The sequence below is a fragment of the Streptomyces sp. NPDC050546 genome, assembly GCF_044457425.1.
Classification (GTDB): Bacteria; Actinomycetota; Actinomycetes; order Streptomycetales; family Streptomycetaceae; genus Streptomyces.
The window spans coordinates 81,555-103,892 of the sequence record NZ_JBITGX010000013.1 but is presented as its reverse complement, the minus strand read 5'-3'; the positions used below and the strand labels follow the sequence as shown (position 1 = coordinate 103,892).

Genomic DNA, 22,338 nt, shown 5'->3' with positions numbered 1-22,338 from the left:
GATCCCGAGGGGGGACATACGTGGGTACATCCATGCCTGGGGGCGGGCGCCACAGACGCCGGATACGCATCGCACTGCCCGTGGCAGCGGCCGGTGTCGCGGCTGCCGTGGCCGCCGCGCTGCTGACGACGTCCGCCGGCGCGGCCACCCCGCTGCCGCAGCCGACGGTCAAGCCCGCCACCGGCTCGCCGTCGTCCGCCGAGCTGGAGAAGCGCGTCGCGGGCGCCCTGGCCGGCGACGACATCGCGGGCAAGGCGAGCAAGGCGTCGCTGAGCGCGAGCACCGACGAGGGCCGCATCGACCCGAAGATCATCGGCGGCGGCCAGACCACCATCACCACGGCCCCGTGGATGGCGCAGCTCCACTACTTCGACGACCGGGGCACCTCGAGCACGAGCGACGACGTCGGCTTCTTCTGCGGCGGCGCCGTCGTCTCGCCGACGAAGATCCTCACCGCCGCGCACTGCGTCAAGGGCTACGACTGGAACGCCAACGGCGCGGTCGTCACCGGCACCGCCCAGCTGCCCTCGGCAAACGGCACCGACCTGCACGGCGGCACCGCCACCGGCGTCTGGCGGCAGTGGAACCACCCGTCGTACAACGCGTCGACCATCGACAACGACATCGCGGTGCTCACCCTGCCCGAGCCGGTCAAGGCCAAGCCGATCCGGATGACGACGTCCGGTGACACCGCCTCGTACAAGGCCGGCACCAGCGCCAAGGTCTACGGCTGGGGCCGCACCAGCTCCACCAGCGACGACGTCTCCGAGAGGCTGAAGACGGCCACGCTGCCCGTCCAGTCCGACGCCACCTGCGCCGGCGCCTACGGCAGGGACTTCGTCAAGGGCCACATGGTCTGCGCGGGCAAGCCCGCCACCGGCAGCGACTCGGGCACCACCTCCGCCTGCAACGGCGACTCCGGCGGCCCGCTGGTCGTCAACAACCGGATCGTCGGTGTCGTGTCCTGGGGCGTGACCGACTGCGTCAAGAAGGGCGCCTACAGCGTCTTCGCGAAGGTCAGCTCCTACGTCGGCGCCGCCTATCCGCGCGTCGACGACACCAACTTCAGCGGTGACCACAAGGCCGACCTGTGGGTGCGCAACGCCTCCACCAAGACCGGCTACTCCAAGGACTCCAAGGGCACGTCGTTCGCCGCCCGCCAGTCCTGGGGCAACTGGAACGGCTTCAACGTCGTCCTGCAGACCGACCTCGACCGCGACGGCTACCAGGACCTGGTCTACCGGCGCAGCAGTGACGGCGACCTCTTCTGGACCCACTTCGTGCTCGCCGACAACGCCTGGTCCACCAAGCAGATCGCCGACAACTGGAAGACCCGCACCCGCGTCATCACCCCCGGGGACGTCACCGGCGACTACCTGCCCGACCTGCTCTCGGTCGACTCTGCGGGCGTCATGTGGATCTACCCCGGCAAGGGCAACGGCACCTTCTCGTCCCGCGTCAAGGTCGGCTCCGGCTGGAACCAGTACAACTCCGTACGCGGCAAGGGCGACTTCACCGGCGACGGCAAGACCGACCTGATCGCCCGCAGCAAGTCGGGCAGCCACATCTACCTCTACAAGGGCACCGGCAAGTCCGGCTCAGGCGCCTTCTCGGCCCGGGTCAAGGTGCGCTCCTGGGGCGGCTACAACGCCTTCGACGCGACCGGCGACATGACCGGCGACGGCAAGGCCGACTTCCTGGCCCGCACCCCCGGCGGCACGCTCTACCTCTACCCGGGGACCGGAAAGGCGACCAGCGAGATCTTTGCCACAAGAAAGTCCGTAGGTACCGATTTCAAGCAGTACGACATCTTCGGCTGAAACCGCAGGTGAGCGGGATACACCCCGCTGTGACGAACACGCACTGTGCCCACCGCCGCACGCGGTGGGCACAGTCCGTTGTGCAACCCTTTCCCGAGTTTCCCCGTCTGACCAGGCGGAGCGACGATGGTGCCAGGGAGCAGTCCCCCGACCGAGCACGCCTGGCACCGACCGCAGGGGGTAATCGACCGAAGACGAGCCGAGGAGCACATGTCTGCCGAGAGCACGCCGGGTCCGGGTATACCGGGCGAGACCGGCACCACCGGATCGCGCCACCGCGCCAAGGGCCGACGCCGCAAGCCCCGCAAGCGTCACAAGGGCCTGATGGTCACGGCCTGGACCGCGGCGGGCATCGTCGTCCTGGGCGGGACCGGGGCGGGGTACGTGTACTTCAAGCTCAACGGCAACCTCAAGAGCGTCGACATCGACCAGGCCCTCGGAACCGACCGGCCCAAGAAGGCCGACAACGGCTCCCAGAACATCCTCGTCCTCGGCTCCGACACCCGCGCCGGCGGCAACAAGAAGCTCGGCGGCGGCACCGACGACGGCAGCGCCCGCTCCGACACGGCGATGATCGTGCACGTCAACAAGGGCCACAAGAAGGCCAGCGTGGTCTCCATCCCGCGCGACACCCTCATCGACCGGCCCTCCTGCACGGACACCAAGGGCAAGCAGTACCCCGCGGCGAACGGCGTCATGTTCAACTCCGCGTACTCCACGGGCGGGGCCGCCTGCGCCGTGAAGACCGTCGAGTCGATCACCGACCTGCGCATGGACCACTACCTGGAGGTCGACTTCGCCGGCTTCCAGACCCTCATCGACGACCTCGGCGGCGTCGAGGTGACCACGAGCAAGGCCATCGACGACCCCGACAGCCACCTGAAGCTGAAGGCCGGCACCCACAGACTCGACGGTGAGCAGGCCCTCGGCCTGGTCCGCACCCGGCACGGTGTGGGCGACGGCTCCGACCTGGGCCGCATCCAGCTCCAGCAGGCCTTCATCAAGGCCCTGCTCCACCAGGTCAAGGACGTCGGCGTCTTCTCCAACCCGAAGAAGCTCTACGACCTCGCCGAAACCGCGACCAAGACGGTGACGGCCGACTCCGACCTCGGCTCGGTCAACAAGCTCGCCTCCTTCGCGAACGGCCTCAAGGGCATCACCCCGGCGAACATGAACATGGTCACGATGCCGGTCGCCTACGACCCCGCCGACCCCAACCGAGTCCTCCTCCAGGAGAAGAAGGCCGACCAGATCTGGAAGGCCCTGGAGCACGACGAGCCGATCCCGAAGAGCGCCACAAAGGGCAACGCCTCGGGCGAAGCCAAGGGTGTAGTAAGCGCCCCGTAAGGGGCGCGGGGAACTGCGCGACAAGCCCCCACCGGCCCGCGGGGAACAAACAACGGCAACCCCCGGTTTTGGGGGATGGCCCCAGTCCTGGCAGACTGGTACGTCGGCTCCGGTTCACGCTCCCGCACCCCGCGGCAGCGACCCGGCGCCCTCCCGAAACCTAGGAGACACCTTGAAGCGCGACATCCACCCCGAGTACGTCGAGACGCAGGTCAGCTGCACCTGCGGCGCGTCGTTCACGACTCGCAGCACCATCGAGTCCGGCACCATCCGTGCCGACGTGTGCTCCGAGTGCCACCCGTTCTACACGGGCAAGCAGAAGATCCTCGACACCGGTGGCCGTGTGGCCCGCTTCGAGGCCCGCTTCGGCAAGGCCGCCGGCTCCAAGAAGTAGCGAGCCCCATTTCGCCGGTCCACGGACGCGCCCCCCACCGAGGGCGCTCCGGGACCGGCGTTTTTGGTCGCCCGCCCTTCACCCCCGTCCGTACACAGGAGCCACAAGATGTTCGAGGCAGTCGAGGAACTCGTCGCCGAGCACGCCGACCTGGAGAAGAAGCTCGCCGACCCGTCGGTGCACTCCGACCAGGCCAACGCGCGCAAGCTGAACAAGCGTTACGCCGAGCTCACCCCGATCGTCGCCACATACCGCTCCTGGACGCAGACGGGCGACGACGTCGAGACCGCGCGCGAACTGGCGGCCGACGACCCCGACTTCGCGGCCGAGGTCAAGGACCTGGAGCGGCGGCGCGAGGAGCTCACGGAGAAGCTGCGTCTTCTTCTCGTCCCGCGCGACCCCAGTGACGACAAGGACGTCATCCTCGAGATCAAGGCCGGCGCGGGCGGCGACGAGTCGGCGCTGTTCGCCGGCGACCTGCTGCGCATGTACCTGCGCTACGCCGAGCGGGTCGGCTGGAAGACCGAGATCATCGACGCCACCGAGTCCGAGCTGGGCGGCTACAAGGACGTCCAGGTCGCCGTGAAGACCAAGGGCGGTCAGGGCGCCACCGAGCCCGGCCAGGGCGTCTGGGCGCGGATGAAGTACGAGGGCGGTGTGCACCGCGTGCAGCGGGTGCCGGCCACGGAGTCGCAGGGCCGGATCCACACCTCCGCCGCCGGTGTGCTGGTCACCCCGGAGGCCGAGGAGGTCGACGTGGAGATCAACCCCAACGACCTCCGGATCGACGTCTACCGCTCCTCGGGGCCGGGCGGACAGTCCGTCAACACCACCGACTCCGCCGTGCGCATCACGCACATTCCCACCGGAGTCGTCGCCTCCTGCCAGAACGAGAAGAGCCAGCTGCAGAACAAGGAGCAGGCACTGCGTATCCTGCGCTCGAGGCTGCTTGCCGCGGCGCAGGAGGAGGCGGAGAGGGAGGCCGCCGACGCTCGCCGCAGCCAGGTCCGCACCGTCGACCGCTCCGAGAAGATCCGCACGTACAACTTCCCGGAGAACCGCATCTCGGACCACCGCGTCGGCTTCAAGGCGTACAACCTGGACCAGGTCCTGGACGGCGACCTCGCAGCGGTGATCCAGGCCTGTGTCGACGCGGACTCGGCGGCCAAACTGGCGGCCGCGTAAGACACGTAGGAGACGAGTACCGGAGGACTTGCGTGAACCTGCTGCTCGCGGAGGTGGCCCAGGCCACCCAGCGGCTCGCCGACGCCGGCGTGCCCTCGCCGCGCACCGACGCGGAGGAACTCGCCGCGTTCGTACACGGCGTCAAGCGCGGCGAGCTGCACTCCGTCAAGGACTCCGACTTCGACGCCCGTTACTGGGAGGTCATCGCCCGCCGCGAGGCCCGCGAGCCGCTCCAGCACATCACCGGGCGGGCCTACTTCCGGTACCTGGAACTCCAGGTCGGCCCCGGGGTGTTCGTGCCGCGCCCCGAGACCGAGTCAGTGGTCGGCTGGGCCATAGACGCCGTACGGGCCATGGACGTCGTCGAGCCGTGCATCGTCGACCTGTGCACCGGCTCCGGCGCCATCGCCCTCGCCCTCGCCCAGGAGGTGCCGCGCTCGCGCGTGTACGCCGTGGAGCTGTCCGAGGACGCCCTCAGGTGGACCCGCAAGAACGTGGAGGGGTCCAGGGTCGAGCTGCGCCAGGGAGACGCCCTGACGGCCTTCCCGGACCTGGACGGCCAGGTCGACCTGGTCATCACCAACCCGCCGTACATCCCGCTCACCGAGTGGGAGTACGTCGCCCCGGAGGCGCGGGACTACGACCCCGACCTGGCCCTCTTCTCCGGCGAGGACGGCCTCGACCTGATCCGCGGCCTGGAACGCACCGCGCACCGGCTGCTGCGCCCCGGCGGCGTCGTGGTCGTGGAGCACGCCGACACCCAGGGCGGCCAGGTGCCGTGGATCTTCACCGAGGAGCGGGGCTGGGCCGACGCGGCCGACCATCCGGACCTCAACAAGCGCCCGCGTTTCGCCACGGCCCGCAAGGCGCTTCCGTGAGCACCCCGATCACCCCACAGTCTTCGCAGTCTTCATCCCAGCAGCACGTGTACGAGGAGGCCAGCTAAAGATGGCACGGCGATACGACACCAACGACGCGACCGACCGCGTGACCGGTCTGCGTGAGGCAGCGTCCGCCGTCCGCCGTGGCGAGCTCGTGGTGCTGCCGACGGACACGGTGTACGGCATCGGCGCCGACGCGTTCTCCTCGGAGGCCGTCGCCGACCTGCTGGACGCGAAGGGCCGGGGCCGCAACATGCCCACCCCCGTCCTCATCGGCTCCCCGAACACCCTGCACGGGCTCGTCACGGACTTCTCCGAGCTGGCCTGGGAGCTCGTCGACGCCTTCTGGCCGGGCGCGCTGACCCTCGTCGCCAAGCACCAGCCGTCCCTCCAGTGGGACCTCGGGGACACCCGTGGCACCGTCGCCGTGCGCATGCCGCTGCACCCGGTCGCCATCGAGCTGCTCACCGAGGTCGGCCCGATGGCCGTGTCGTCCGCCAACCTCACCGGCCACCCGGCGCCGGAGGACTGCGACGCCGCGCAGGAGATGCTCGGCGACTCCGTCTCCGTCTACCTCGACGGCGGCCCGACCCCCGGCAACGTGCCGTCGTCGATCGTCGACGTGACCCGTGAGGTGCCGCTGCTGCTGCGCGCGGGCGCCATCTCGGCGGACGAGCTCCGAAAGGTCGTACCCGACCTCGAGGTGGCGAATTGACGGCCCCTGGAGCGGGGCGTGGCATAGGCAACGGGGAAAGCGCGGCGGAGATCACGACGACGTTCGTGGGGCTTCCGCGTGACAGCTTCCGCATCCTCCACGTCAGTACCGGCAATGTGTGCCGCTCGCCCATCACCGAGCGGCTGACCCGCCATGCCGTGCGGGAGCGGCTGGGGATCCTGGGCGGCGGGCTGATCGTGGAGAGCGCGGGCACCTGGGGCCACGAGGGCGCGCCCATGGAGTCCCACGCGGAGACCGTCCTGGCCGACTTCGGCGCGGACGCCTCCGGCTTCACCGGGCGTGAACTCCTCGACGAGCACGTGATCCGCGCCGACCTGGTGCTCACCGCCACCCGGGACCACCGGGCCCAGGTCATCTCGATGGGGCACTCGGCGGGCCTGCGGACCTTCACGCTCAAGGAGTTCACCCGTCTGGTGAAGGCCATCGACCCGGCGACCCTGCCGCCCCTTGAGGAGGGCGTGGTCATCCGCGCGCGTGCGCTGGTGCGTGCCGCGGCGGCTCTACGCGGGTGGCTCCTGGCGCCGAACGCCGAGGCGGACGAGGTGTACGACCCGTACGGGGCGCCCCTGACGTTCTTCCGGTCCATCGGGGACGAGATACACCAGGCACTCGATCCGGTGGTCACGGCCCTCACGGGTGTCCCCGCAAAGGCGTAGCAGCCGAGCGCCCCGGGGGCACCGGGCCTACATTGGACGTACGTCACCGTCGACGCCGCCCGGAGCCCATCATGACGGTCACCCCTGCCATCGAGGCCGACGTCCTGCGCCACCAGGACCCCGAGCTCGCCGACGTCCTGCTCGCGGAGCGGGAGCGGCAGTCGACGACGCTCCAGCTGATCGCCGCCGAGAACTTCACCTCGCCGGCCGTGCTGGCCGCCCTCGGCTCGCCGCTGGCCAACAAGTACGCCGAGGGCTACCCGGGGGCGCGGCACCACGGCGGCTGCGAGATCGTCGACGTCGCCGAGCGCCTCGCCGTGGACCGGGCCAGGGCCCTGTTCGGCGCCGACCACGTCAACGTCCAGCCGCACTCGGGCTCTTCGGCGGTGCTGGCCGCCTACGCCGCCCTGCTCCGCCCCGGCGACACCGTCCTCGCCCTCGGCCTGCCCCACGGTGGCCACCTCACCCACGGCTCGCCCGCCAACTTCTCCGGCCGCTGGTTCGACTTCGCCGGCTACGGCGTGGAGGCCGAGTCCGGGTTCATCGACCACGAGCAGGTGCGCACCCTGGCCCGGACGCGCCGGCCCAAGGCGATCGTGTGCGGCTCGATCGCCTACCCCCGGCACATCGACTACGCGTTCTTCCGCGAGGTCGCCGACGAGGTGGGCGCCTACCTCGTCGCGGACGCCGCGCACCCCATCGGGCTCGTCGCCGGGAGAGCGGCGCCGAACCCGGTGCCGTACGCGGACATCGTCTGCGCGACCACCCACAAGGTGCTGCGCGGCCCGCGCGGTGGCATGATCCTGTGCCGCGCTGAGCTGGCCGAGCGGGTCGACCGGTCGGTGTTTCCTTTCACACAGGGCGGCGCGCAGATGCACACCATCGCCGCCAAGGCGGTCGCGTTCGGGGAGGCGGCAACACCGGCGTTCGTCGCGTACGCCCATCAGGTGGTCGCCAATGCGAGGGTTCTCGCGGCCCGGCTGGCCGCCGAGGGCCTGGTCGTCACCACCGGTGGCACCGACACCCACCTCATCACCGCCGACCCGGCACCCCTGGGCGTCGACGGACGCACCGCCCGCGGCCGTCTCGCCGCGGCAGGCCTGGTCCTGGACTGCTGTGCGCTTCCTCACGGCGACGCCCGTGGCCTCAGGCTGGGCACGGCCGCGGTCACCACGCAGGGCATGGGAGAAGCCGAGATGGCGAGGATCGCCAAGCTGCTCGCGGGGGTGCTCAGGGGCGTGACCGAGACCGCGAGGGCACGTGAAGATGTGCGGGAGCTGGCCGGTGGATTTCCGCCGTATCCGCGCTGAGTGGGGGTAGACGGACCAGGGTGCACAGCCACTCGTGCAACCATCGTCGCTACCCGGAAGTCCCCACCCATATGCGCGCATCGCTAGGGTGTGGGGCTGTGATGGCCAGCGAGACCTGTGGGGAAGCCCGTGCGTGAATACCTGCTGACGCTCTGCATCACGGCCGCGGTGACGTATCTGCTGACAGGGCCGGTACGGAAATTCGCGATCGTGGCCGGAGCGATGCCGGAGATCCGGGCACGTGACGTGCACCGGGAACCCACTCCGCGGCTCGGCGGGATCGCGATGTTCCTCGGCCTGTGCGCGGGTCTGCTGGTCGCCGACCACCTGACCAACCTCAGCCAGGTCTTCGAGACGTCGAACGAACCCCGGGCGCTGCTGTCCGGGGCGGCGCTGATCTGGCTGATCGGTGTGCTGGACGACAAGTTCGAGCTGGGAGCCTTGATCAAGCTCGGCGGCCAGATGATCGCGGCCGGCGTCATGATCCTTCAAGGCCTGACCATTCTGTGGTTGCCCGTCCCCGGCGTCGGAACGGTGTCCGTCACTCCCTGGCAGGGCAACCTGCTCACCGTGGCCCTCGTGGTCATCACGATCAACGCGGTCAACTTCGTCGATGGCCTGGACGGCCTGGCGGCAGGGATGGTGTGCATCGCCGCGGCGGCGTTCTTCCTGTACACCTACCGGATCTGGTACGGCTACGGCGCCGAGGCGGCGGCCCCCGCGACCCTGTTCTCCGCCGTGCTCATGGGGATGTGCCTAGGTTTCCTGCCGCACAACATGCACCCTGCCCGGATCTTCATGGGGGACTCCGGCTCCATGCTGATCGGCTTGGTCCTCGCGGCGAGCGCCGTGTCCGTCACCGGCCAGTTGGACGTTGAGGCACTCAACGTCAACCTCGGCGGTGACCGGGAAACGACCCACGCGATGCTTCCCGTCTTCATCCCCCTGCTGATGCCGTTGACGATCATCGCGATCCCGGCCGCCGACCTGATCCTGGCCATCGTGCGGCGCACCTGGCGGGGTCAGTCGCCGTTCGCCGCCGACCGCGGCCATCTGCACCACCGTCTCCTTGAGATCGGCCACTCGCACAGCCGCGCGGTGCTGATCATGTACTTCTGGTCGGCGCTGATCGCCTTCGGGGCGCTCGCCTACTCGGTCAACTCGGCGTCCATGTGGATCGTGCTCGGCGTCGTGTTCCTCAGCGCGATCGGGCTCCTGCTGCTTCTGCTGCCGCGCTTCACGCCGCGCGCTCCGCGCTGGATGGAGCGCTTCGTGCCGCCGCGCTACCGGCGCCGTGTCTCCGTCGCCGCCCTCGCGCCCGAGGCCTCGACGCCGGCGGCCGCGGCGGCTGTTCCCGGTGTCTCCGGTGTCTCTGGGGTCTCCGGTGTCAACGGGGCGACCGCCATCGGCCCCCGTTCGCGTCTGGCGGACCGGCGCAAGGCCGGGACAAGGTAAGAATCTGACTAGAGCATTGCCAAGTCGTGGGGTTGTGATGGGGGAGCGAAGCGCCCCAATACCAGACAAGTCGGCGCTGTTCTTGCACAGACGCGCAGCTTCACTCTCATGTGTGACTGCTCGCACACCCCCAGGTAAAGACTGCATCAAATAGTTTGTGATACGGTTCACGAGAACCCCCGGATAGAGCCGAAGGACCGCAGTGCGACGGTCCATTGGCGTGAGGACTCCACTCAGCCCGGGACTACGCTCGTCCATGACGACACCCCTGCCCCCTGCGAAAGCGGAGTTGCCGCCATGCCGTCCAATGACGCCCGGAACCTCTTGCAGTGCGCTGTGCCCACAGCGGCTGCCGGTGCGGTCGCGGTCGCCGTCAGTGGCGTGGTGGCCGGAGGCAAGGGAGCGATCGGAGCGGCTGTCGGCGTGGTGGTGGCCATCCTCTTCATGGGGATCGGTCTCTTCGTTCTCCAGTGGACGGCAAAAACGCTCCCGCAGTTGTTCCAGGCCATGGGGCTGATGCTTTATATGGCTCAGCTCCTGCTGCTCCTGATCTTCGTCGCCCTCTTCAAGGACACCTCTCTCTTCAACGCGAAGACGTTCGCCGCAGGGCTCGTCGTCGCGACCGTCGTGTGGATGGCTGCGCAGGCCCGTGCGCATATGAAGGCCAAGATCTTCTACATCGACCCGGACTCCGAGAAGAGTGAGAAGCCCGAGAAGACCGGGTCGACGTCGTGACGGGTAGGGGCGCGATAAAGAGCACTGAGAACTCCTGCTATCGTCCGGTGCCAACTGCGGCATCGCGGGCGCGGGCATCTGAGCTGACGCCTGCTCGAACGCGAGGCTCGATGCCCCAAAGCCGCCCTCACATCCGTAACACCAGTCCAGTGCCGATCCGCGGCTGCGCGCCGCGCCGACACAACGAGGTTGCCGTACCCATGCGTCACGCCGAAGGAGCCCGCGGTGAGTGCTGACCAGACCCAGCTCGCCTTTGACTGGAGCTGTCGGATCATGTCCGACGGGTGTGGTTTTCCGGCACCGGGCCTGCACTCGTTCCTCTTCAAGCCGATCGCCACGGTTGGAGGGTTCGAGTTCAACAAGGTGATGCTGCTTGCCCTCATCACCACCGTCCTCGTCATCGGCTTCTTCTACGCGGCCTTCGGCAAGGCCAAGGTGGTGCCGGGCAAGCTGCAGATGGTCGGTGAGGCGGGTTACGACTTCGTCCGCCGCGGCATCGTCTACGAGACCCTCGGAAAGAAGGAGGGCGAGAAGTACGTCCCCCTGATGGTCTCGCTGTTCTTCTTCATCTGGATCATGAACATCTGGTCCGTGATCCCGCTGGCGCAGTTCCCGGTGTCGTCGATCATCGCCTTCCCCGCGGTCCTCGCCGCGATCGTCTACGTGACCTGGGTCTCGCTGACCTTCAAGCGGCACGGCTTCGTCGGGTTCTTCAAGAACATCACCGGCTACGACAAGTCGCTCGGCCCGGTGCTGCCGCTCGTCATGATCATCGAGTTCTTCTCGAACCTGCTCGTCCGGCCCTTCACGCACGCCGTGCGACTGTTCGCCAACATGTTCGCCGGCCACCTGATGCTGGTCATGTTCACCGTGGCCTCCTGGTACCTGCTGAACAGCTGGATGATCCCCGCGGCCGGTGTCTCGTTCGTCATGACCGTCGCCATGATCGGCTTCGAGCTTTTCGTGCAGGCCGTCCAGGCGTACGTCTTCGTACTCCTCGCCTGCACGTACATCCAGGGCGCTCTGGCCGAGCACCACTGAGCCCTGCCCCCGCAAGTCCCAAGAACGTCCGGTGGCCAACCCCCGCCGGTCCGTGAAAGAGAAGGAAGATTCAGCATGGCTGCCACTGAGACCCTTGCCGCTGTCTCCGGTTCGCTCGGCTCCATCGGCTACGGCCTCTCCGCCATCGGCCCCGGCATCGGCGTCGGCATCATCTTCGGCAACGGCACCCAGGCCCTGGCCCGCCAGCCCGAGGCCGCCGGCCTGATCCGTGCCAACCAGATCCTGGGCTTCGCGTTCTGTGAGGCGCTCGCCCTCATCGGCATCGTTATGCCGTTCGTGTTCGGTCAGTAATTTCCTGCTCACCGACACGTTTCGACGAAAGGCACTGATGTGATCGCCAACCTGGTGCAGCTGGCGGCCGAGGAAGAGCAGAACCCGCTCATGCCTCCGGGCCCCGAGCTGCTCGTCGGCACCATCGCCTTCGCCATCGTGTTCTTCTTCTTCTGGAAGAAGCTGCTTCCGAACATCAACAAGGTTCTGGAGGAGCGCCGCGCGGCGATCGAAGGCGGTATCGAAGAGGCCGAGACCATGAAGGTCGAGGCCCAGAGCGTCCTTGAGCAGTACAAGGCACAGCTCGCCGAGGCCCGGCACGAGGCCGCGCGTCTGCGCCAGGAGGCGCAGGAGCAGGGCGCCACGCTCATCGCCGAGATGCGGGCCGAGGGCCAGCGTCAGCGCGAGGAGATCGTCGCCGCCGGCCACTCGCAGATCGAGGCCGACCGCAAGGCCGCCGCGTCCGCGCTGCGTCAGGACGTCGGCAAGCTCGCCACCGACCTGGCCGGCAAGCTCGTCGGGGAGTCCCTCGAGGACCACGCCCGCCAGAGCCGTGTGATCGACCGGTTCCTCGACGAGCTCGAGGAGAAGGCCGAGGCCGGGCGATGAACGGAGCGAGCCGCGAGGCCCTGGCAGCCGCACGAGAGCGTCTCGACGCGCTGACGGACTCCACGTCCGCCGACGCGGGCTCGCTCGCCGACGAGCTGGCCGCCGTCACCGCTCTGCTCCACCGCGAGGTATCGCTGCGTCGGGTCCTCACCGACCCGGCGCAGGCCGGAGAGGCGAAGGCCGAGCTGGCCCAGCGTCTGCTCGGCACCCAGGTCAGCGGCCCGGCCGCCGACCTGGTTGCCGGCATGGTGCGCTCCCGCTGGTCGCAGTCGCGCGACCTGGTGGACGCGCTGGAGCAGCTGGCCGACACGGCCGACCTCACCGCCGCGCAGAAGGCCGGCAAGCTCGACGACGTCGAGGACGAGCTCTTCCGGTTCGGCCGGATCGTCTCCGGCAGCACCGGGCTGCGTGCCGCGCTGACCGACCGGAAGGCCACCACCTCGGCCAAGGGCGAGCTGCTGCGCAGCCTGCTCGGGGGCAGGGCGCAGTCGGCGACCGAGCGTCTGGTGACGCGCCTTGTGACCGCGCCGCGGGGACGTAGCCTGGAGTCGGGACTTGAGTCCCTGTCCAAGCTCGCCGCCGAGCGCCGGGACCGCATGGTGGCCATCGTCACCTCGGCGGTGCCGCTGAGCGACCCGCAGAAGCGACGCCTGGGTGCCGCCCTCGCGAAGATCTACGGCCGCCAGATGCACCTCAACCTGGACGTGGACCCCGAGGTCCTCGGCGGAATCCGGGTGCAGGTCGGCGACGAGGTCATCAACGGCTCCCTCGCGGACCGGCTGGAGGACGCGAGCCGCCGCCTGGCGAGCTGAGCAGCAACTCAATAGCACCACGTACTTACGACGGCCCTGGTTGGGCCGTGCAGAAGAATCCTGGGGGTCGCCCCCAGACCCCCAAAGAAACTTCGGGCCCAACAAGGAGAGCAGGGAACCCAGATGGCGGAGCTCACGATCCGGCCGGAGGAGATCCGGGACGCGCTGGAGAACTTCGTCCAGGCGTACAAGCCGGACGCGGCCTCGCGCGAGGAGGTCGGTACGGTCACCTTTGCCGGCGACGGCATCGCGAAGGTCGAGGGTCTGCCCTCGGCCATGGCCAACGAGCTGCTGAAGTTCGAGGACGGCACCCTCGGCCTCGCCCTCAACCTCGAGGAGCGCGAGATCGGTGCCATCGTCCTCGGCGAGTTCAGCGGCGTCGAGGAGGGGCAGCCGGTGCAGCGCACCGGTGAGGTTCTCTCCGTCGCGGTGGGCGAGGGCTACCTCGGCCGCGTGGTGGACCCCCTCGGCAACCCGATCGACGGCCTCGGCGAGATCGAGACGGACGGCCGTCGCGCCCTGGAGCTGCAGGCCCCGGGCGTCATGGTCCGTAAGTCGGTCCACCAGCCGATGGAGACGGGCTACAAGGCCGTCGACACCATGACCCCGATCGGCCGTGGCCAGCGTCAGCTGATCATCGGCGACCGCCAGACCGGCAAGACCGCCCTGGCCGTCGACACGATCATCAACCAGCGCGACAACTGGCGCTCGGGCGACCCGGACAAGCAGGTCCGCTGCATCTACGTCGCCATCGGCCAGAAGGGCTCCACCATCGCCGGTGTGCGCGGCGCTCTGGAGGAGGCCGGCGCGCTGGAGTACACGACCATCGTCGCCGCCCCGGCGTCCGACCCGGCCGGCTTCAAGTACCTGGCGCCGTACACCGGTTCGGCCATCGGCCAGCAGTGGATGTACGACGGCAAGCACGTCCTCATCATCTTCGACGACCTGTCGAAGCAGGCCGACGCCTACCGCGCCGTGTCGCTGCTGCTGCGCCGCCCGCCGGGCCGTGAGGCCTACCCGGGTGACGTCTTCTACCTGCACTCCCGCCTGCTGGAGCGCTGCGCCAAGCTCTCCGACGAGATGGGCGCCGGCTCGATGACCGGTCTGCCGATCGTCGAGACCAAGGCCAACGACGTCTCGGCGTTCATCCCGACCAACGTCATCTCCATCACCGACGGCCAGTGCTTCCTGGAGTCGGACCTGTTCAACGCCGGTCAGCGTCCCGCGCTGAACGTCGGTATCTCGGTCTCCCGAGTCGGTGGTTCCGCGCAGCACAAGGCGATCCGCCAGGTGTCCGGCCGCCTCCGCGTGGACCTCGCCCAGTTCCGTGAGCTGGAGGCGTTCGCCGCCTTCGGTTCCGACCTGGACGCCGCGTCCAAGGCTCAGCTCGAGCGTGGTCAGCGCATGGTCGAGCTGCTGAAGCAGCCGCAGTACCAGCCGATGGCCACCGAGGACCAGGTCGTCTCCATCTGGGCCGGCACCACCGGCAAGATGGACGAGGTCCCGGTCGCCGACATCCGCCGCTTCGAGAAGGAGCTGCTGGAGTACCTGCACCGCAAGGAGCAGGGCCTGCTGACCTCCATCCGCGAGGGCGGCAAGATGTCGGACGACACCCTCCAGGCCATGGCCGACGCCATCGCGGAGTTCAAGAAGCAGTTCGAGACCTCCGACGGCAAGCTGCTCGGCGAGGACACCCCGGCTGCCGGTAAGTGACGACGGAAGGGACCTGACTCATGGGAGCCCAGCTCCGGGTCTACAAGCGTCGCATCCGATCCGTCTCCGCGACCAAGAAGATCACGAAGGCGATGGAGATGATCGCCGCCTCGCGCGTCGTCAAGGCGCAGCGCAAGGTGGCGGCCTCCACCCCGTATGCGACCGAGCTCACCCGCGCGGTCACCGCGGTCGCCACCGGGTCGAACACCAAGCACCCGCTGACGACGGAGGCGGAGAACCCGACCCGCGCCGCGGTCCTGCTCCTCACGAGCGACCGTGGTCTGGCCGGCGCCTTCAACTCCAACGCCATCAAGGCCGCGGAGAGGCTCACCGCGCAGCTCGAGGGTGAGGGCAAGGAGGTCGTCAACTACATCGTCGGCCGCCGTGGTGTCGCCCACTACAACTTCCGCGAGCGCAAGATCGCGGAGTCGTTCACGGGCTTCACCGACGACCCCTCGTACGCGGACGCCAAGAAGGTCGCGGCCCCGCTGATCGAGGCGATCGAGACGGAGACGGCCGAGGGCGGCGTGGACGAGCTCCACATCGTCTACACCGAGTTCGTGTCGATGATGACGCAGACGGCTGTCGAGGCGCGGCTGCTGCCGCTTAGCCTCGACGAGGTCGCGGAGGAGGCGAAGCCGAGCAAGGGCGAGATCCTCCCGCTGTTCGACTTCGAGCCCTCGGCGGAGGACGTCCTGGACGCCCTGCTGCCGCGCTACGTCGAGAGCCGCATCTACAACGCGCTGCTCCAGTCGGCCGCCTCGAAGCACGCCGCCACGCGGCGCGCGATGAAGTCGGCGACCGACAACGCCGGTGATCTCATCGAGAACCTCACCCGGCTTGCCAACCAGGCCCGCCAGGCCGAAATCACCCAGGAAATCAGCGAGATCGTCGGTGGTGCCAGTGCCCTGGCCGACGCGACCGCGGGGAGTGACTGAAAATGACCACCACTGTTGAGACGGCCACGGCGACGGGCCGCGTCGCGCGGGTCATCGGCCCGGTCGTCGACGTGGAGTTCCCCGTCGACGCGATGCCGGACATCTACAACGCCCTTCACGTCGAGGTCGCCGACCCGGCGCTGGCGGGCGAGAAGAAGACGCTGACCCTGGAGGTCGCCCAGCACCTGGGTGACGGCCTGGTCCGCGCGATCTCCATGCAGCCCACGGACGGTCTGGTCCGCCAGGCCTCGGTGACCGACACGGGCGCGGGCATCTCCGTCCCCGTCGGTGACTTCACCAAGGGCAAGGTGTTCAACACCCTCGGTGAGGTGCTGAACAGCGACGAGACCTACGAGGGCGAGCGCTGGTCCATCCACCGCAAGGCCCCCGCGTTCGACCAGCTCGAGTCGAAGACCGAGATGTTCGAGACGGGCCTGAAGGTCGTCGACCTTCTCACCCCGTACGTCAAGGGCGGCAAGATCGGTCTGTTCGGTGGTGCCGGTGTCGGCAAGACCGTGCTGATCCAGGAAATGATCATGCGTGTCGCCAACCTCCACGAGGGCGTCTCCGTCTTCGCGGGCGTCGGTGAGCGCACCCGTGAGGGCAACGACCTCATCGCGGAGATGGAAGAGTCCGGCGTTCTGGACAAGACCGCCCTGGTCTTCGGCCAGATGGACGAGCCCCCGGGCACCCGTCTGCGCGTGGCCCTGGCCGGCCTGACGATGGCGGAGTACTTCCGTGACGTCCAGAAGCAGGACGTGCTGTTCTTCATCGACAACATCTTCCGCTTCACCCAGGCCGGTTCCGAGGTGTCGACCCTGCTCGGCCGTATGCCCTCCGCGGTGGGCTACCAGCCGAACCTGGCCGACGAGATGGGCACCCTGCAGGAGCGCATCACCTCGACCCGTGGTCACTCGATCACCTCGATGCAGGCGATCTACGTCCCCGCGGACGACCTGACCGACCCGGCCCCGGCCACCACCTTCGCCCACCTCGACGCGACGACGGTTCTCTCCCGTCCGATCTCCGAGAAGGGCATCTACCCGGCCGTGGACCCGCTGGACTCGACGTCCCGCATCCTCGACCCGCGGTACATCGCGGCGGACCACTACAACGCCGCGATGCGCGTGAAGAACATCCTGCAGAAGTACAAGGACCTGCAGGACATCATCGCGATCCTCGGTATCGACGAGCTCGGCGAGGAGGACAAGCTCGTTGTCCACCGTGCCCGTCGCGTGGAGCGCTTCCTGTCCCAGAACACCCACGCCGCCAAGCAGTTCACCGGTGTGGACGGTTCGGACGTGCCGCTGGACGAGTCGATCGCCGCGTTCAACGCGATCTGCGACGGCGAGTACGACCACTTCCCGGAGCAGGCGTTCTTCATGTGCGGTGGTCTCGAGGACCTGAAGAACAACGCCAAGGAGCTGGGCGTCTCCTGACCCGAGCCGCGCTCGAGTCTTGAGGGGGCGGGGTTCGTCCCGCCCCCTCTGTCACGCCTACTAGACTTGTAACCAACACCCGGCACTACCGCCGGGTGGTGACCCGAGGAGCCACCTTGGCTGCTGAGCTGCACGTCGCGCTGGTCGCCGCCGACCGTGAGGTCTGGTCCGGCCAGGCCACCCTGGTCGTCGCGCGCACCACGTCCGGCGACATCGGCGTCATGCCCGGTCACCAGCCGCTGCTCGGTGTGCTGGAGTCGGGCCCGGTGACCATCCGTACGAGCGACGGCGGGACGGTCGTCGCCGCGGTCCACGGCGGTTTCATCTCGTTCGCGGACGACAAGCTCTCGCTGCTGGCCGAAGTCGCCGAGCTGTCGGACGAGATCGATGTCCAGCGCGCGGAGCAGGAGCTGGAGCGCGCGAAGGCGGAGGACGACGCGGACGCCCAGCGCCGCGCGGACGTCCGTCTGCGTGCGGCCACGGCGGCGCGCTGACCCTGTCCGCCGTGTGAAGTCGTCACTCAGCCGCGGCTGGGTACCGGAGAGATCCGGACCCAGCCGCGGCTGAGGCAGATGTGGGAGATTTTTCCGTTCCGTTACCTAGGAGACGAGGAGGTCGGTGTCGATGGTCCTCGCTCTGACTGTGTGCGGAATCGTGGTGGCCCTAGTGGTGGTGGGGCTGTTCGTCTTCGGTCTGCGCCGTCGGCTCATCCAGCGCTCGGGCGGCACCTTCGACGCCAGCCTGCGCTGGGGCGTCCCCGAGCAGGGCGACACCAACGGCAAAGGCTGGGCGTACGGAGTGGCCCGGTACAACGGCGACCGCGTCGAGTGGTACCGCGTCTTCTCGTACTCGCCGCGCCCGCGCCGCACCCTGGAGCGCTCCGCCATCGAGGTGGCCGGCCGCCGCGTCCCGGAGGGCGAGGAGGAGCTGGCGCTGCTCTCCGAGCATGTGATCCTGGCCTGTCTGCACCGGGGCTCGCGTCTCGAACTCGCGATGAGCGAAGACGCGCTGACCGGTTTCCTCGCGTGGCTCGAGGCAGCCCCGCCCGGTCAGCGCGTCAATGTCGCTTAGTTCTCAGGTCAGTTGAGCCCGTTGTTGATCGCGTTCACCAGCTCTCCATTGCCGGTGTCACCGCTGAACTCCCAGAAGAACGCGCCGCCGAGGCCCTGGTTCCTGGCCCAGCTCATCTTTCCGGCGATGGTCGACGGGGTGTCGTACGACCACCAGTTGCTGCCGCAGTGGGCGTACGCCGTGCCCGCGATCGTGCCGGTGGCCGGGCAGGAGTTCTTCAGGACCTTGTAGTCCTCGATGCCCGCCTCATACGTACCGGGAGCCGCGCCGGTCGCCGATCCGCCCGGTGCCGACTGGGTGACGCCGGTCCAGCCGCGGCCGTAGAAGCCGATGCCGAGCAGCAGCTTGGCGGACGGGACGCCCTTCGCCTTCAGCTTGGCGATCGCGTCGGCCGAGTTGAAGCCGGCCTGCGGGATCCCGGGGTACGAGGTGAGCGGGGAGTGCGGGGCGGTCGGGCCGTCCTTGTCGAAGGCGCCGAAGTAGTCGTACGTCATCACGTTGTACCAGTCGAGGTACTGAGCGGCGCCGCCGTAGTCGGCCGCGTCGATCTTGCCGCCGGAGGAGCCGTCGGCGGTGATGGCCGCGGTGACCAGGTACTTCGAGCCGAACTCCGTGCGCAGCGCGGACATCAGGTTCCTGAAGGCCGCCGGGCCGGACGTGTCACAGGTCAGGCCGCAGGCGTTCGGGTACTCCCAGTCGATGTCGATGCCGTCGAAGACGTCGGCCCAGCGCGGGTCCTCGACGACGGCCTTGCAGGACTTGGCGAACGCGGCGGCGTTCTGCGCGGCCTGGCCGAAGCCGCCCGAGTAGGTCCAGCCGCCGAAGGAGTACAGCACCTTGATGTGCGGGTACTTGGCCTTCAGCTGGCGGAGCTGGTTGAAGTTGCCGCGCAGCGGCTGGTCCCAGGTGTCGGCGGTGCCGCTGACGGACTGGTCGGCGGTGTAGGCCTTGTCGTAGGCGGCGTAGGTGTCGTCGACGGTGCACTGACCGTTCTTGACGTTGCCGAACGCGTAGTTGATATGGGTGATCTTCGAGGCCGAGCCCGAGGACACCAGGTTCTTGACGTGGTAGTTGCGGCCGTAGACGCCCCACTCGACGAAGTAGCCGAGCTTGACCTTGTCGCCCGTGGGCGGGGGCTCGGTGGTGCCGCCGGTGGTGCGCACCGCGCGGGCGCCGCTGACCGGGCCGGTCTGGTCGGTGGTGTCGCGGGCCCGGACGGTGTAGGAGTAGTCGGTGCCGGCGGTCAGGCCGGTGTCCGAGTACGACGTCGTCGTCACGGTGGCGACCTTGGCGCCGTCGCGCAGGACGTCGTAGTTCTTGACGCCCTTGTCGTCGGTGGCGGCGCTCCAGGACAGCTTCACCGAGGTGTCGGTGATGTCCGAGGCGGTGGGGGTGCCGGGGGCGGAGGGAGCGGCGTCTCCCGGAGTGCTGCCGCCGTCGCAGCTGCCGCCGTTGAGCTCGCAGTTCGACGGGGAGCCGGAGCCGGTGCCGTTGAAGCCGAAGGAGACGGACGCGCCGGGGGCGAGGGTGCCGTTCCAGGACTTGTTCTTGGCGGTCCAGTGAGTGCCGGAGGAGGTGACGTCGGCGTCCCAGGCTGAGGTGACGGACGTACCGGAGGGGAAGTCCCACTCGACGGTCCAGGAGCTGAGGGCGGTCGTGCCGGTGTTCCTCACCGTCCACTTGCCCTCGAAGCCGGAGCCCCAGTCCTGGGTCTTGGCGTAGGTGGCGGTCGCGGATGTCGCGGCCTCTGCGGGGCTCGCGAGGCCGACGAGACCGGCCAGCGGGAGCAACAGGCTCGCGAACCCTGCCGCGGCTCTGTGTCTGAAGCGCATGCTGCGCCTCCCTTGTGGGGTGGTCGGGGCGTGACTGAGCCTCACGTCCCTCATGGTGCGGTGAGAATAGAAAGGTCTGGACCACCGGTCAATAGGTCTGGACCACCGCTCCCCACGGTTGGGTCAGATACCCAACTCCTGCGCCAGCACCGCCGCTTGTACCCGGCTGCGCAGCTCCAGCTTCGCCAGCAGCCTGCTGACATGGGTCTTCACGGTCGCCTCGGCCATGTCGAGCCGATCGGCGATGTCCGCGTTGGACAGGCCCTCGCCGAGGCACGACAGCACCTCGCGCTCGCGCCGGGTCAGCCGGTCGAGGACGGCCGGGTCGGCCGTGGGCTCCCGTGTCGGCTTCGCGGCGAACTCCGCGATCAGCCGCCGCGTGACCGCCGGGGAGATCAGCCCTTCCCCGCGCGCGACCGTCCGTACGGCCTCCAGCAGCTGCCTCGCCTCGGTGTTCTTCAGCAGGAAGCCGGACGCGCCCGCCCGCAGCGCCCCGAAGACGTACTCGTCGAGGTCGAACGTCGTCAGCACCAGTACGTCGGCGAGCCGTTCCGTGACGACCTGGCGGGTCGCCGACACCCCGTCCAGGCGCGGCATCTGAACGTCCATCAGCACCAGGTCCGGCCGCAGCTCGCGGGCCAGCGCCACCGCCTGCTCGCCGTCCGCAGCCTCGCCGACGACCTCGATGTCGGGCGCGCTGCGCAGGATGAGCACCAGTCCGGCGCGGACGGCGGACTGGTCCTCGGCGACCAGGACGCGGATCATGCGGGTTCTCCTTCGGTGACGGGCAGGGTCGCGCGTACGACCCAGATCTTGCCCTGCGGCGAGTCCTCGGGGCCGGCTTCGAACGTGCCGTCCAGCAGCGCCGTGCGTTCCCGCATGCCGACCAGACCGGCGCCCGAGCCGGGGGCGCTCGGCCCGTCTCGGTCGCCGTAGGGGCTGGTCACCGCGACGGTCAGCAGCCCGTCCCGCTGGGCGAGGGACACGGTGACCCGGCCGTGGCCGGCGTGCTTGAGGGCGTTGGTGAGCGACTCCTGGACGATGCGGTAGGCGGCGAGTTCCACGGGCGCCGGGACCGTTCCGTGGGAGGCGTCGAGCGTGACGTCGAGGCCGTTGGTGCGGGCCCCCTCGACCAGGGCGCCGAGTCCGTCGAGGGTGGGGGCGGCGACCGGCTCGGTGTCACCGCTGGAGTCCCGGAGGATCCCGATGAGCCGCCGCATCTCCGAGAGCCCTTCCACGCTGTTCTCGCGGATCACGACCAGGGCGTCCTGGGAGGTCTTCGGGTCGTCGAGGGAGAGGGCGGCCGTGGAGTGGATGGCGATCGCGGACAGGTGGTTGGCGACCATGTCGTGCAGTTCGCGGGCCATCCGGGCGCGTTCTGCGGTGACCGCCTGGGTGCGGTCCATCTCGGCGAGCAGCGCGGTCTGCTCGGCGCGCAGCCGGGCGGACTCGGCCGCGTCGCGGTGGTTGCGGACGATCAGGCCGGTGGCGGCGGGGCCGAAGGAGACCAGGCCGGTGATCACGCCGATCAGCAGTGCCTCGGGCTCGCGCCAGATCGCGAACGGCACCACCGCCCCCGCCACCGAGAGCAGCCCGGTGATCCGCGGGATGCGGTGGGCCGATGCGGGCGGGCCGTACAGAACGGCCGCGTACATCAGGTCGGTGTACATCAGGATGGAGACCAGGTTGCCCTGTGTGAGGACGTCCAGGATGATCGCGGCCGTGCCGATCAGCAGGCCCGTGCGCGGGGCGCTCCGGCGCAGCAGCTCGCAGCCGGCCATGACGAACAGCGGCAGCAGGACAGGCCAGCTCCCGGGCAGGAGTACGTACACCTCGGTGTGCGGTCTGGTGGCCAGGCCGACTCCCCACAGCAGCAGTCCGCCGAGCAGGCCGCCCGTCGCGATGCAGACGTCGAAGCGGCGTGGGCGGGGGAGTCGTACGGCCATGACTCCATCCAACACGGCCGTGGCGCCACGCGCGTGATCCCCGCGTAGGGTCCCTGGCTGCATCTTTCGATGTACCGCGGGTTCGTCAGTCGCGACGACGATTCCGGCCGCCCCGACCGGGAGCCTT

Annotated in this window: 22 protein-coding genes; 19 read left to right on the top strand and 3 right to left on the bottom strand. The window is 69.0% G+C overall.

Annotated elements, in window-relative coordinates:
* Window positions 1-32: 32 nt before the first annotated feature.
* The 19 genes from ACIBK5_RS29700 (at window position 33) to ACIBK5_RS29610 (ending at window position 18,433) form a co-directional block, all read left to right on the top strand.
* Window positions 33-1,820, top strand: a complete 1,788-nt coding sequence (locus tag ACIBK5_RS29700; RefSeq protein WP_399024458.1) for a trypsin-like serine protease — start codon at window positions 33-35, stop codon at window positions 1,818-1,820.
* Between the two features lie 210 nt (window positions 1,821-2,030).
* The gene (locus ACIBK5_RS29695; RefSeq protein ID WP_399024207.1) at window positions 2,031-3,167 is read left to right on the top strand and encodes an LCP family protein; all 1,137 of its coding nucleotides are present in this window, start codon (window positions 2,031-2,033) and stop codon (window positions 3,165-3,167) included.
* Window positions 3,168-3,339: 172 nt separating this feature from the next.
* The gene (gene rpmE, locus ACIBK5_RS29690) at window positions 3,340-3,561 is read left to right on the top strand and encodes a 50S ribosomal protein L31 (protein WP_003992975.1); all 222 of its coding nucleotides are present in this window, start codon (window positions 3,340-3,342) and stop codon (window positions 3,559-3,561) included.
* Between the two features lie 108 nt (window positions 3,562-3,669).
* A complete protein-coding gene (prfA, locus tag ACIBK5_RS29685; RefSeq protein ID WP_399024205.1) occupies window positions 3,670-4,746 on the top strand; it encodes a peptide chain release factor 1 in 1,077 nt (358 codons plus the stop codon).
* Between the two features lie 32 nt (window positions 4,747-4,778).
* Window positions 4,779-5,624 carry a peptide chain release factor N(5)-glutamine methyltransferase gene (gene prmC / locus ACIBK5_RS29680; protein ID WP_311127758.1) on the top strand — a complete coding sequence of 282 codons (846 nt, stop codon included), beginning with the start codon at window positions 4,779-4,781 and terminating at the stop codon, window positions 5,622-5,624.
* Between the two features lie 70 nt (window positions 5,625-5,694).
* Window positions 5,695-6,342, top strand: a complete 648-nt coding sequence (locus tag ACIBK5_RS29675) for an L-threonylcarbamoyladenylate synthase (protein WP_193480933.1) — start codon at window positions 5,695-5,697, stop codon at window positions 6,340-6,342.
* Window positions 6,339-7,019 carry a protein-tyrosine-phosphatase gene (locus ACIBK5_RS29670; protein ID WP_382497342.1) on the top strand — a complete coding sequence of 227 codons (681 nt, stop codon included), beginning with the start codon at window positions 6,339-6,341 and terminating at the stop codon, window positions 7,017-7,019. The genes ACIBK5_RS29675 and ACIBK5_RS29670 overlap by 4 nt, the downstream gene beginning before the upstream one ends.
* Before the next feature lie 71 nt (window positions 7,020-7,090).
* Window positions 7,091-8,329, top strand: coding sequence for a serine hydroxymethyltransferase (gene glyA / locus ACIBK5_RS29665; protein ID WP_399024204.1), 1,239 nt, complete (start codon window positions 7,091-7,093; stop codon window positions 8,327-8,329).
* Window positions 8,330-8,458: 129 nt separating this feature from the next.
* Entirely contained in the window at window positions 8,459-9,784 is a 1,326-nt protein-coding gene (locus ACIBK5_RS29660) for an MraY family glycosyltransferase (RefSeq protein WP_399024201.1), read from the top strand.
* Between the two features lie 297 nt (window positions 9,785-10,081).
* Complete coding sequence (locus tag ACIBK5_RS29655; protein WP_399024199.1) at window positions 10,082-10,519, top strand: hypothetical protein; 438 nt, start codon at window positions 10,082-10,084, stop codon at window positions 10,517-10,519.
* Between the two features lie 273 nt (window positions 10,520-10,792).
* The gene (gene atpB, locus ACIBK5_RS29650; protein WP_399024456.1) at window positions 10,793-11,560 is read left to right on the top strand and encodes a F0F1 ATP synthase subunit A; all 768 of its coding nucleotides are present in this window, start codon (window positions 10,793-10,795) and stop codon (window positions 11,558-11,560) included.
* 75 nt (window positions 11,561-11,635) lie between these two features.
* Window positions 11,636-11,872, top strand: coding sequence for an ATP synthase subunit C (locus ACIBK5_RS29645; protein ID WP_010040161.1), 237 nt, complete (start codon window positions 11,636-11,638; stop codon window positions 11,870-11,872).
* Window positions 11,873-11,911: 39 nt separating this feature from the next.
* Complete coding sequence (locus tag ACIBK5_RS29640; RefSeq protein ID WP_398663748.1) at window positions 11,912-12,460, top strand: F0F1 ATP synthase subunit B; 549 nt, start codon at window positions 11,912-11,914, stop codon at window positions 12,458-12,460.
* Window positions 12,457-13,272 (top strand): F0F1 ATP synthase subunit delta, encoded by an 816-nt coding sequence (locus ACIBK5_RS29635; protein WP_399024196.1) that lies wholly within the window; start codon window positions 12,457-12,459, stop codon window positions 13,270-13,272. The genes ACIBK5_RS29640 and ACIBK5_RS29635 overlap by 4 nt, the downstream gene beginning before the upstream one ends.
* 123 nt (window positions 13,273-13,395) lie before the next feature.
* The gene (gene atpA, locus ACIBK5_RS29630) at window positions 13,396-14,985 is read left to right on the top strand and encodes a F0F1 ATP synthase subunit alpha (protein WP_399024194.1); all 1,590 of its coding nucleotides are present in this window, start codon (window positions 13,396-13,398) and stop codon (window positions 14,983-14,985) included.
* 20 nt (window positions 14,986-15,005) lie between these two features.
* A complete protein-coding gene (locus ACIBK5_RS29625; protein ID WP_399024192.1) occupies window positions 15,006-15,923 on the top strand; it encodes a F0F1 ATP synthase subunit gamma in 918 nt (305 codons plus the stop codon).
* A 2-nt stretch (window positions 15,924-15,925) separates the two neighbouring features.
* Window positions 15,926-17,362 (top strand): F0F1 ATP synthase subunit beta, encoded by a 1,437-nt coding sequence (atpD, locus tag ACIBK5_RS29620; RefSeq protein WP_399024190.1) that lies wholly within the window; start codon window positions 15,926-15,928, stop codon window positions 17,360-17,362.
* 116 nt (window positions 17,363-17,478) lie between these two features.
* Window positions 17,479-17,856, top strand: coding sequence for a F0F1 ATP synthase subunit epsilon (locus tag ACIBK5_RS29615; protein ID WP_184590438.1), 378 nt, complete (start codon window positions 17,479-17,481; stop codon window positions 17,854-17,856).
* A gap of 130 nt (window positions 17,857-17,986) precedes the next feature.
* A complete protein-coding gene (locus ACIBK5_RS29610; protein WP_399024187.1) occupies window positions 17,987-18,433 on the top strand; it encodes a DUF2550 domain-containing protein in 447 nt (148 codons plus the stop codon).
* 8 nt (window positions 18,434-18,441) lie between these two features.
* On the opposite strand, the gene ACIBK5_RS29605 is transcribed toward ACIBK5_RS29610, so the two are convergent.
* The 3 genes from ACIBK5_RS29605 to ACIBK5_RS29595 form a co-directional block, all read right to left on the bottom strand.
* Complete coding sequence (locus tag ACIBK5_RS29605; protein WP_399024185.1) at window positions 18,442-20,265, bottom strand: glycosyl hydrolase family 18 protein; 1,824 nt, start codon at window positions 20,263-20,265, stop codon at window positions 18,442-18,444.
* A 123-nt stretch (window positions 20,266-20,388) separates the two neighbouring features.
* A complete protein-coding gene (locus ACIBK5_RS29600; RefSeq protein ID WP_399024184.1) occupies window positions 20,389-21,030 on the bottom strand; it encodes a response regulator in 642 nt (213 codons plus the stop codon).
* Window positions 21,027-22,211 carry a sensor histidine kinase gene (locus tag ACIBK5_RS29595; protein WP_399024182.1) on the bottom strand — a complete coding sequence of 395 codons (1,185 nt, stop codon included), beginning with the start codon at window positions 22,209-22,211 and terminating at the stop codon, window positions 21,027-21,029. Before ACIBK5_RS29595 ends, ACIBK5_RS29600 begins: the two co-directional genes overlap by 4 nt.
* Between the last annotated feature and the right edge of the window lie 127 nt (window positions 22,212-22,338).

Excerpts from the sequence above, each read along its gene's own strand:
- ACIBK5_RS29675 (WP_193480933.1), top strand. The coding sequence starts at position 5,695 with ATGGCACGGCGATACGACACCAACGACGCGACCGACCGCGTGACCGGT.
- atpB (WP_399024456.1), top strand. The coding sequence starts at position 10,793 with ATGTCCGACGGGTGTGGTTTTCCGGCACCGGGCCTGCACTCGTTCCTC.
- ACIBK5_RS29645 (WP_010040161.1), top strand. The coding sequence starts at position 11,636 with ATGGCTGCCACTGAGACCCTTGCCGCTGTCTCCGGTTCGCTCGGCTCC.
- ACIBK5_RS29700 (WP_399024458.1), top strand. The coding sequence starts at position 33 with ATGCCTGGGGGCGGGCGCCACAGACGCCGGATACGCATCGCACTGCCC.
- ACIBK5_RS29610 (WP_399024187.1), top strand. The coding sequence starts at position 17,987 with ATGGTCCTCGCTCTGACTGTGTGCGGAATCGTGGTGGCCCTAGTGGTG.
- ACIBK5_RS29600 (WP_399024184.1), bottom strand. The coding sequence starts at position 21,030 with ATGATCCGCGTCCTGGTCGCCGAGGACCAGTCCGCCGTCCGCGCCGGA.
- ACIBK5_RS29605 (WP_399024185.1), bottom strand. The coding sequence starts at position 20,265 with ATGCGCTTCAGACACAGAGCCGCGGCAGGGTTCGCGAGCCTGTTGCTC.
- ACIBK5_RS29595 (WP_399024182.1), bottom strand. The coding sequence starts at position 22,211 with ATGGCCGTACGACTCCCCCGCCCACGCCGCTTCGACGTCTGCATCGCG.
- prfA (WP_399024205.1), top strand. The coding sequence starts at position 3,670 with ATGTTCGAGGCAGTCGAGGAACTCGTCGCCGAGCACGCCGACCTGGAG.
- glyA (WP_399024204.1), top strand. The coding sequence starts at position 7,091 with ATGACGGTCACCCCTGCCATCGAGGCCGACGTCCTGCGCCACCAGGAC.
- ACIBK5_RS29695 (WP_399024207.1), top strand. The coding sequence starts at position 2,031 with ATGTCTGCCGAGAGCACGCCGGGTCCGGGTATACCGGGCGAGACCGGC.
- ACIBK5_RS29625 (WP_399024192.1), top strand. The coding sequence starts at position 15,006 with ATGGGAGCCCAGCTCCGGGTCTACAAGCGTCGCATCCGATCCGTCTCC.
- atpD (WP_399024190.1), top strand. The coding sequence starts at position 15,926 with ATGACCACCACTGTTGAGACGGCCACGGCGACGGGCCGCGTCGCGCGG.
- atpA (WP_399024194.1), top strand. The coding sequence starts at position 13,396 with ATGGCGGAGCTCACGATCCGGCCGGAGGAGATCCGGGACGCGCTGGAG.
- ACIBK5_RS29635 (WP_399024196.1), top strand. The coding sequence starts at position 12,457 with ATGAACGGAGCGAGCCGCGAGGCCCTGGCAGCCGCACGAGAGCGTCTC.
- ACIBK5_RS29655 (WP_399024199.1), top strand. The coding sequence starts at position 10,082 with ATGCCGTCCAATGACGCCCGGAACCTCTTGCAGTGCGCTGTGCCCACA.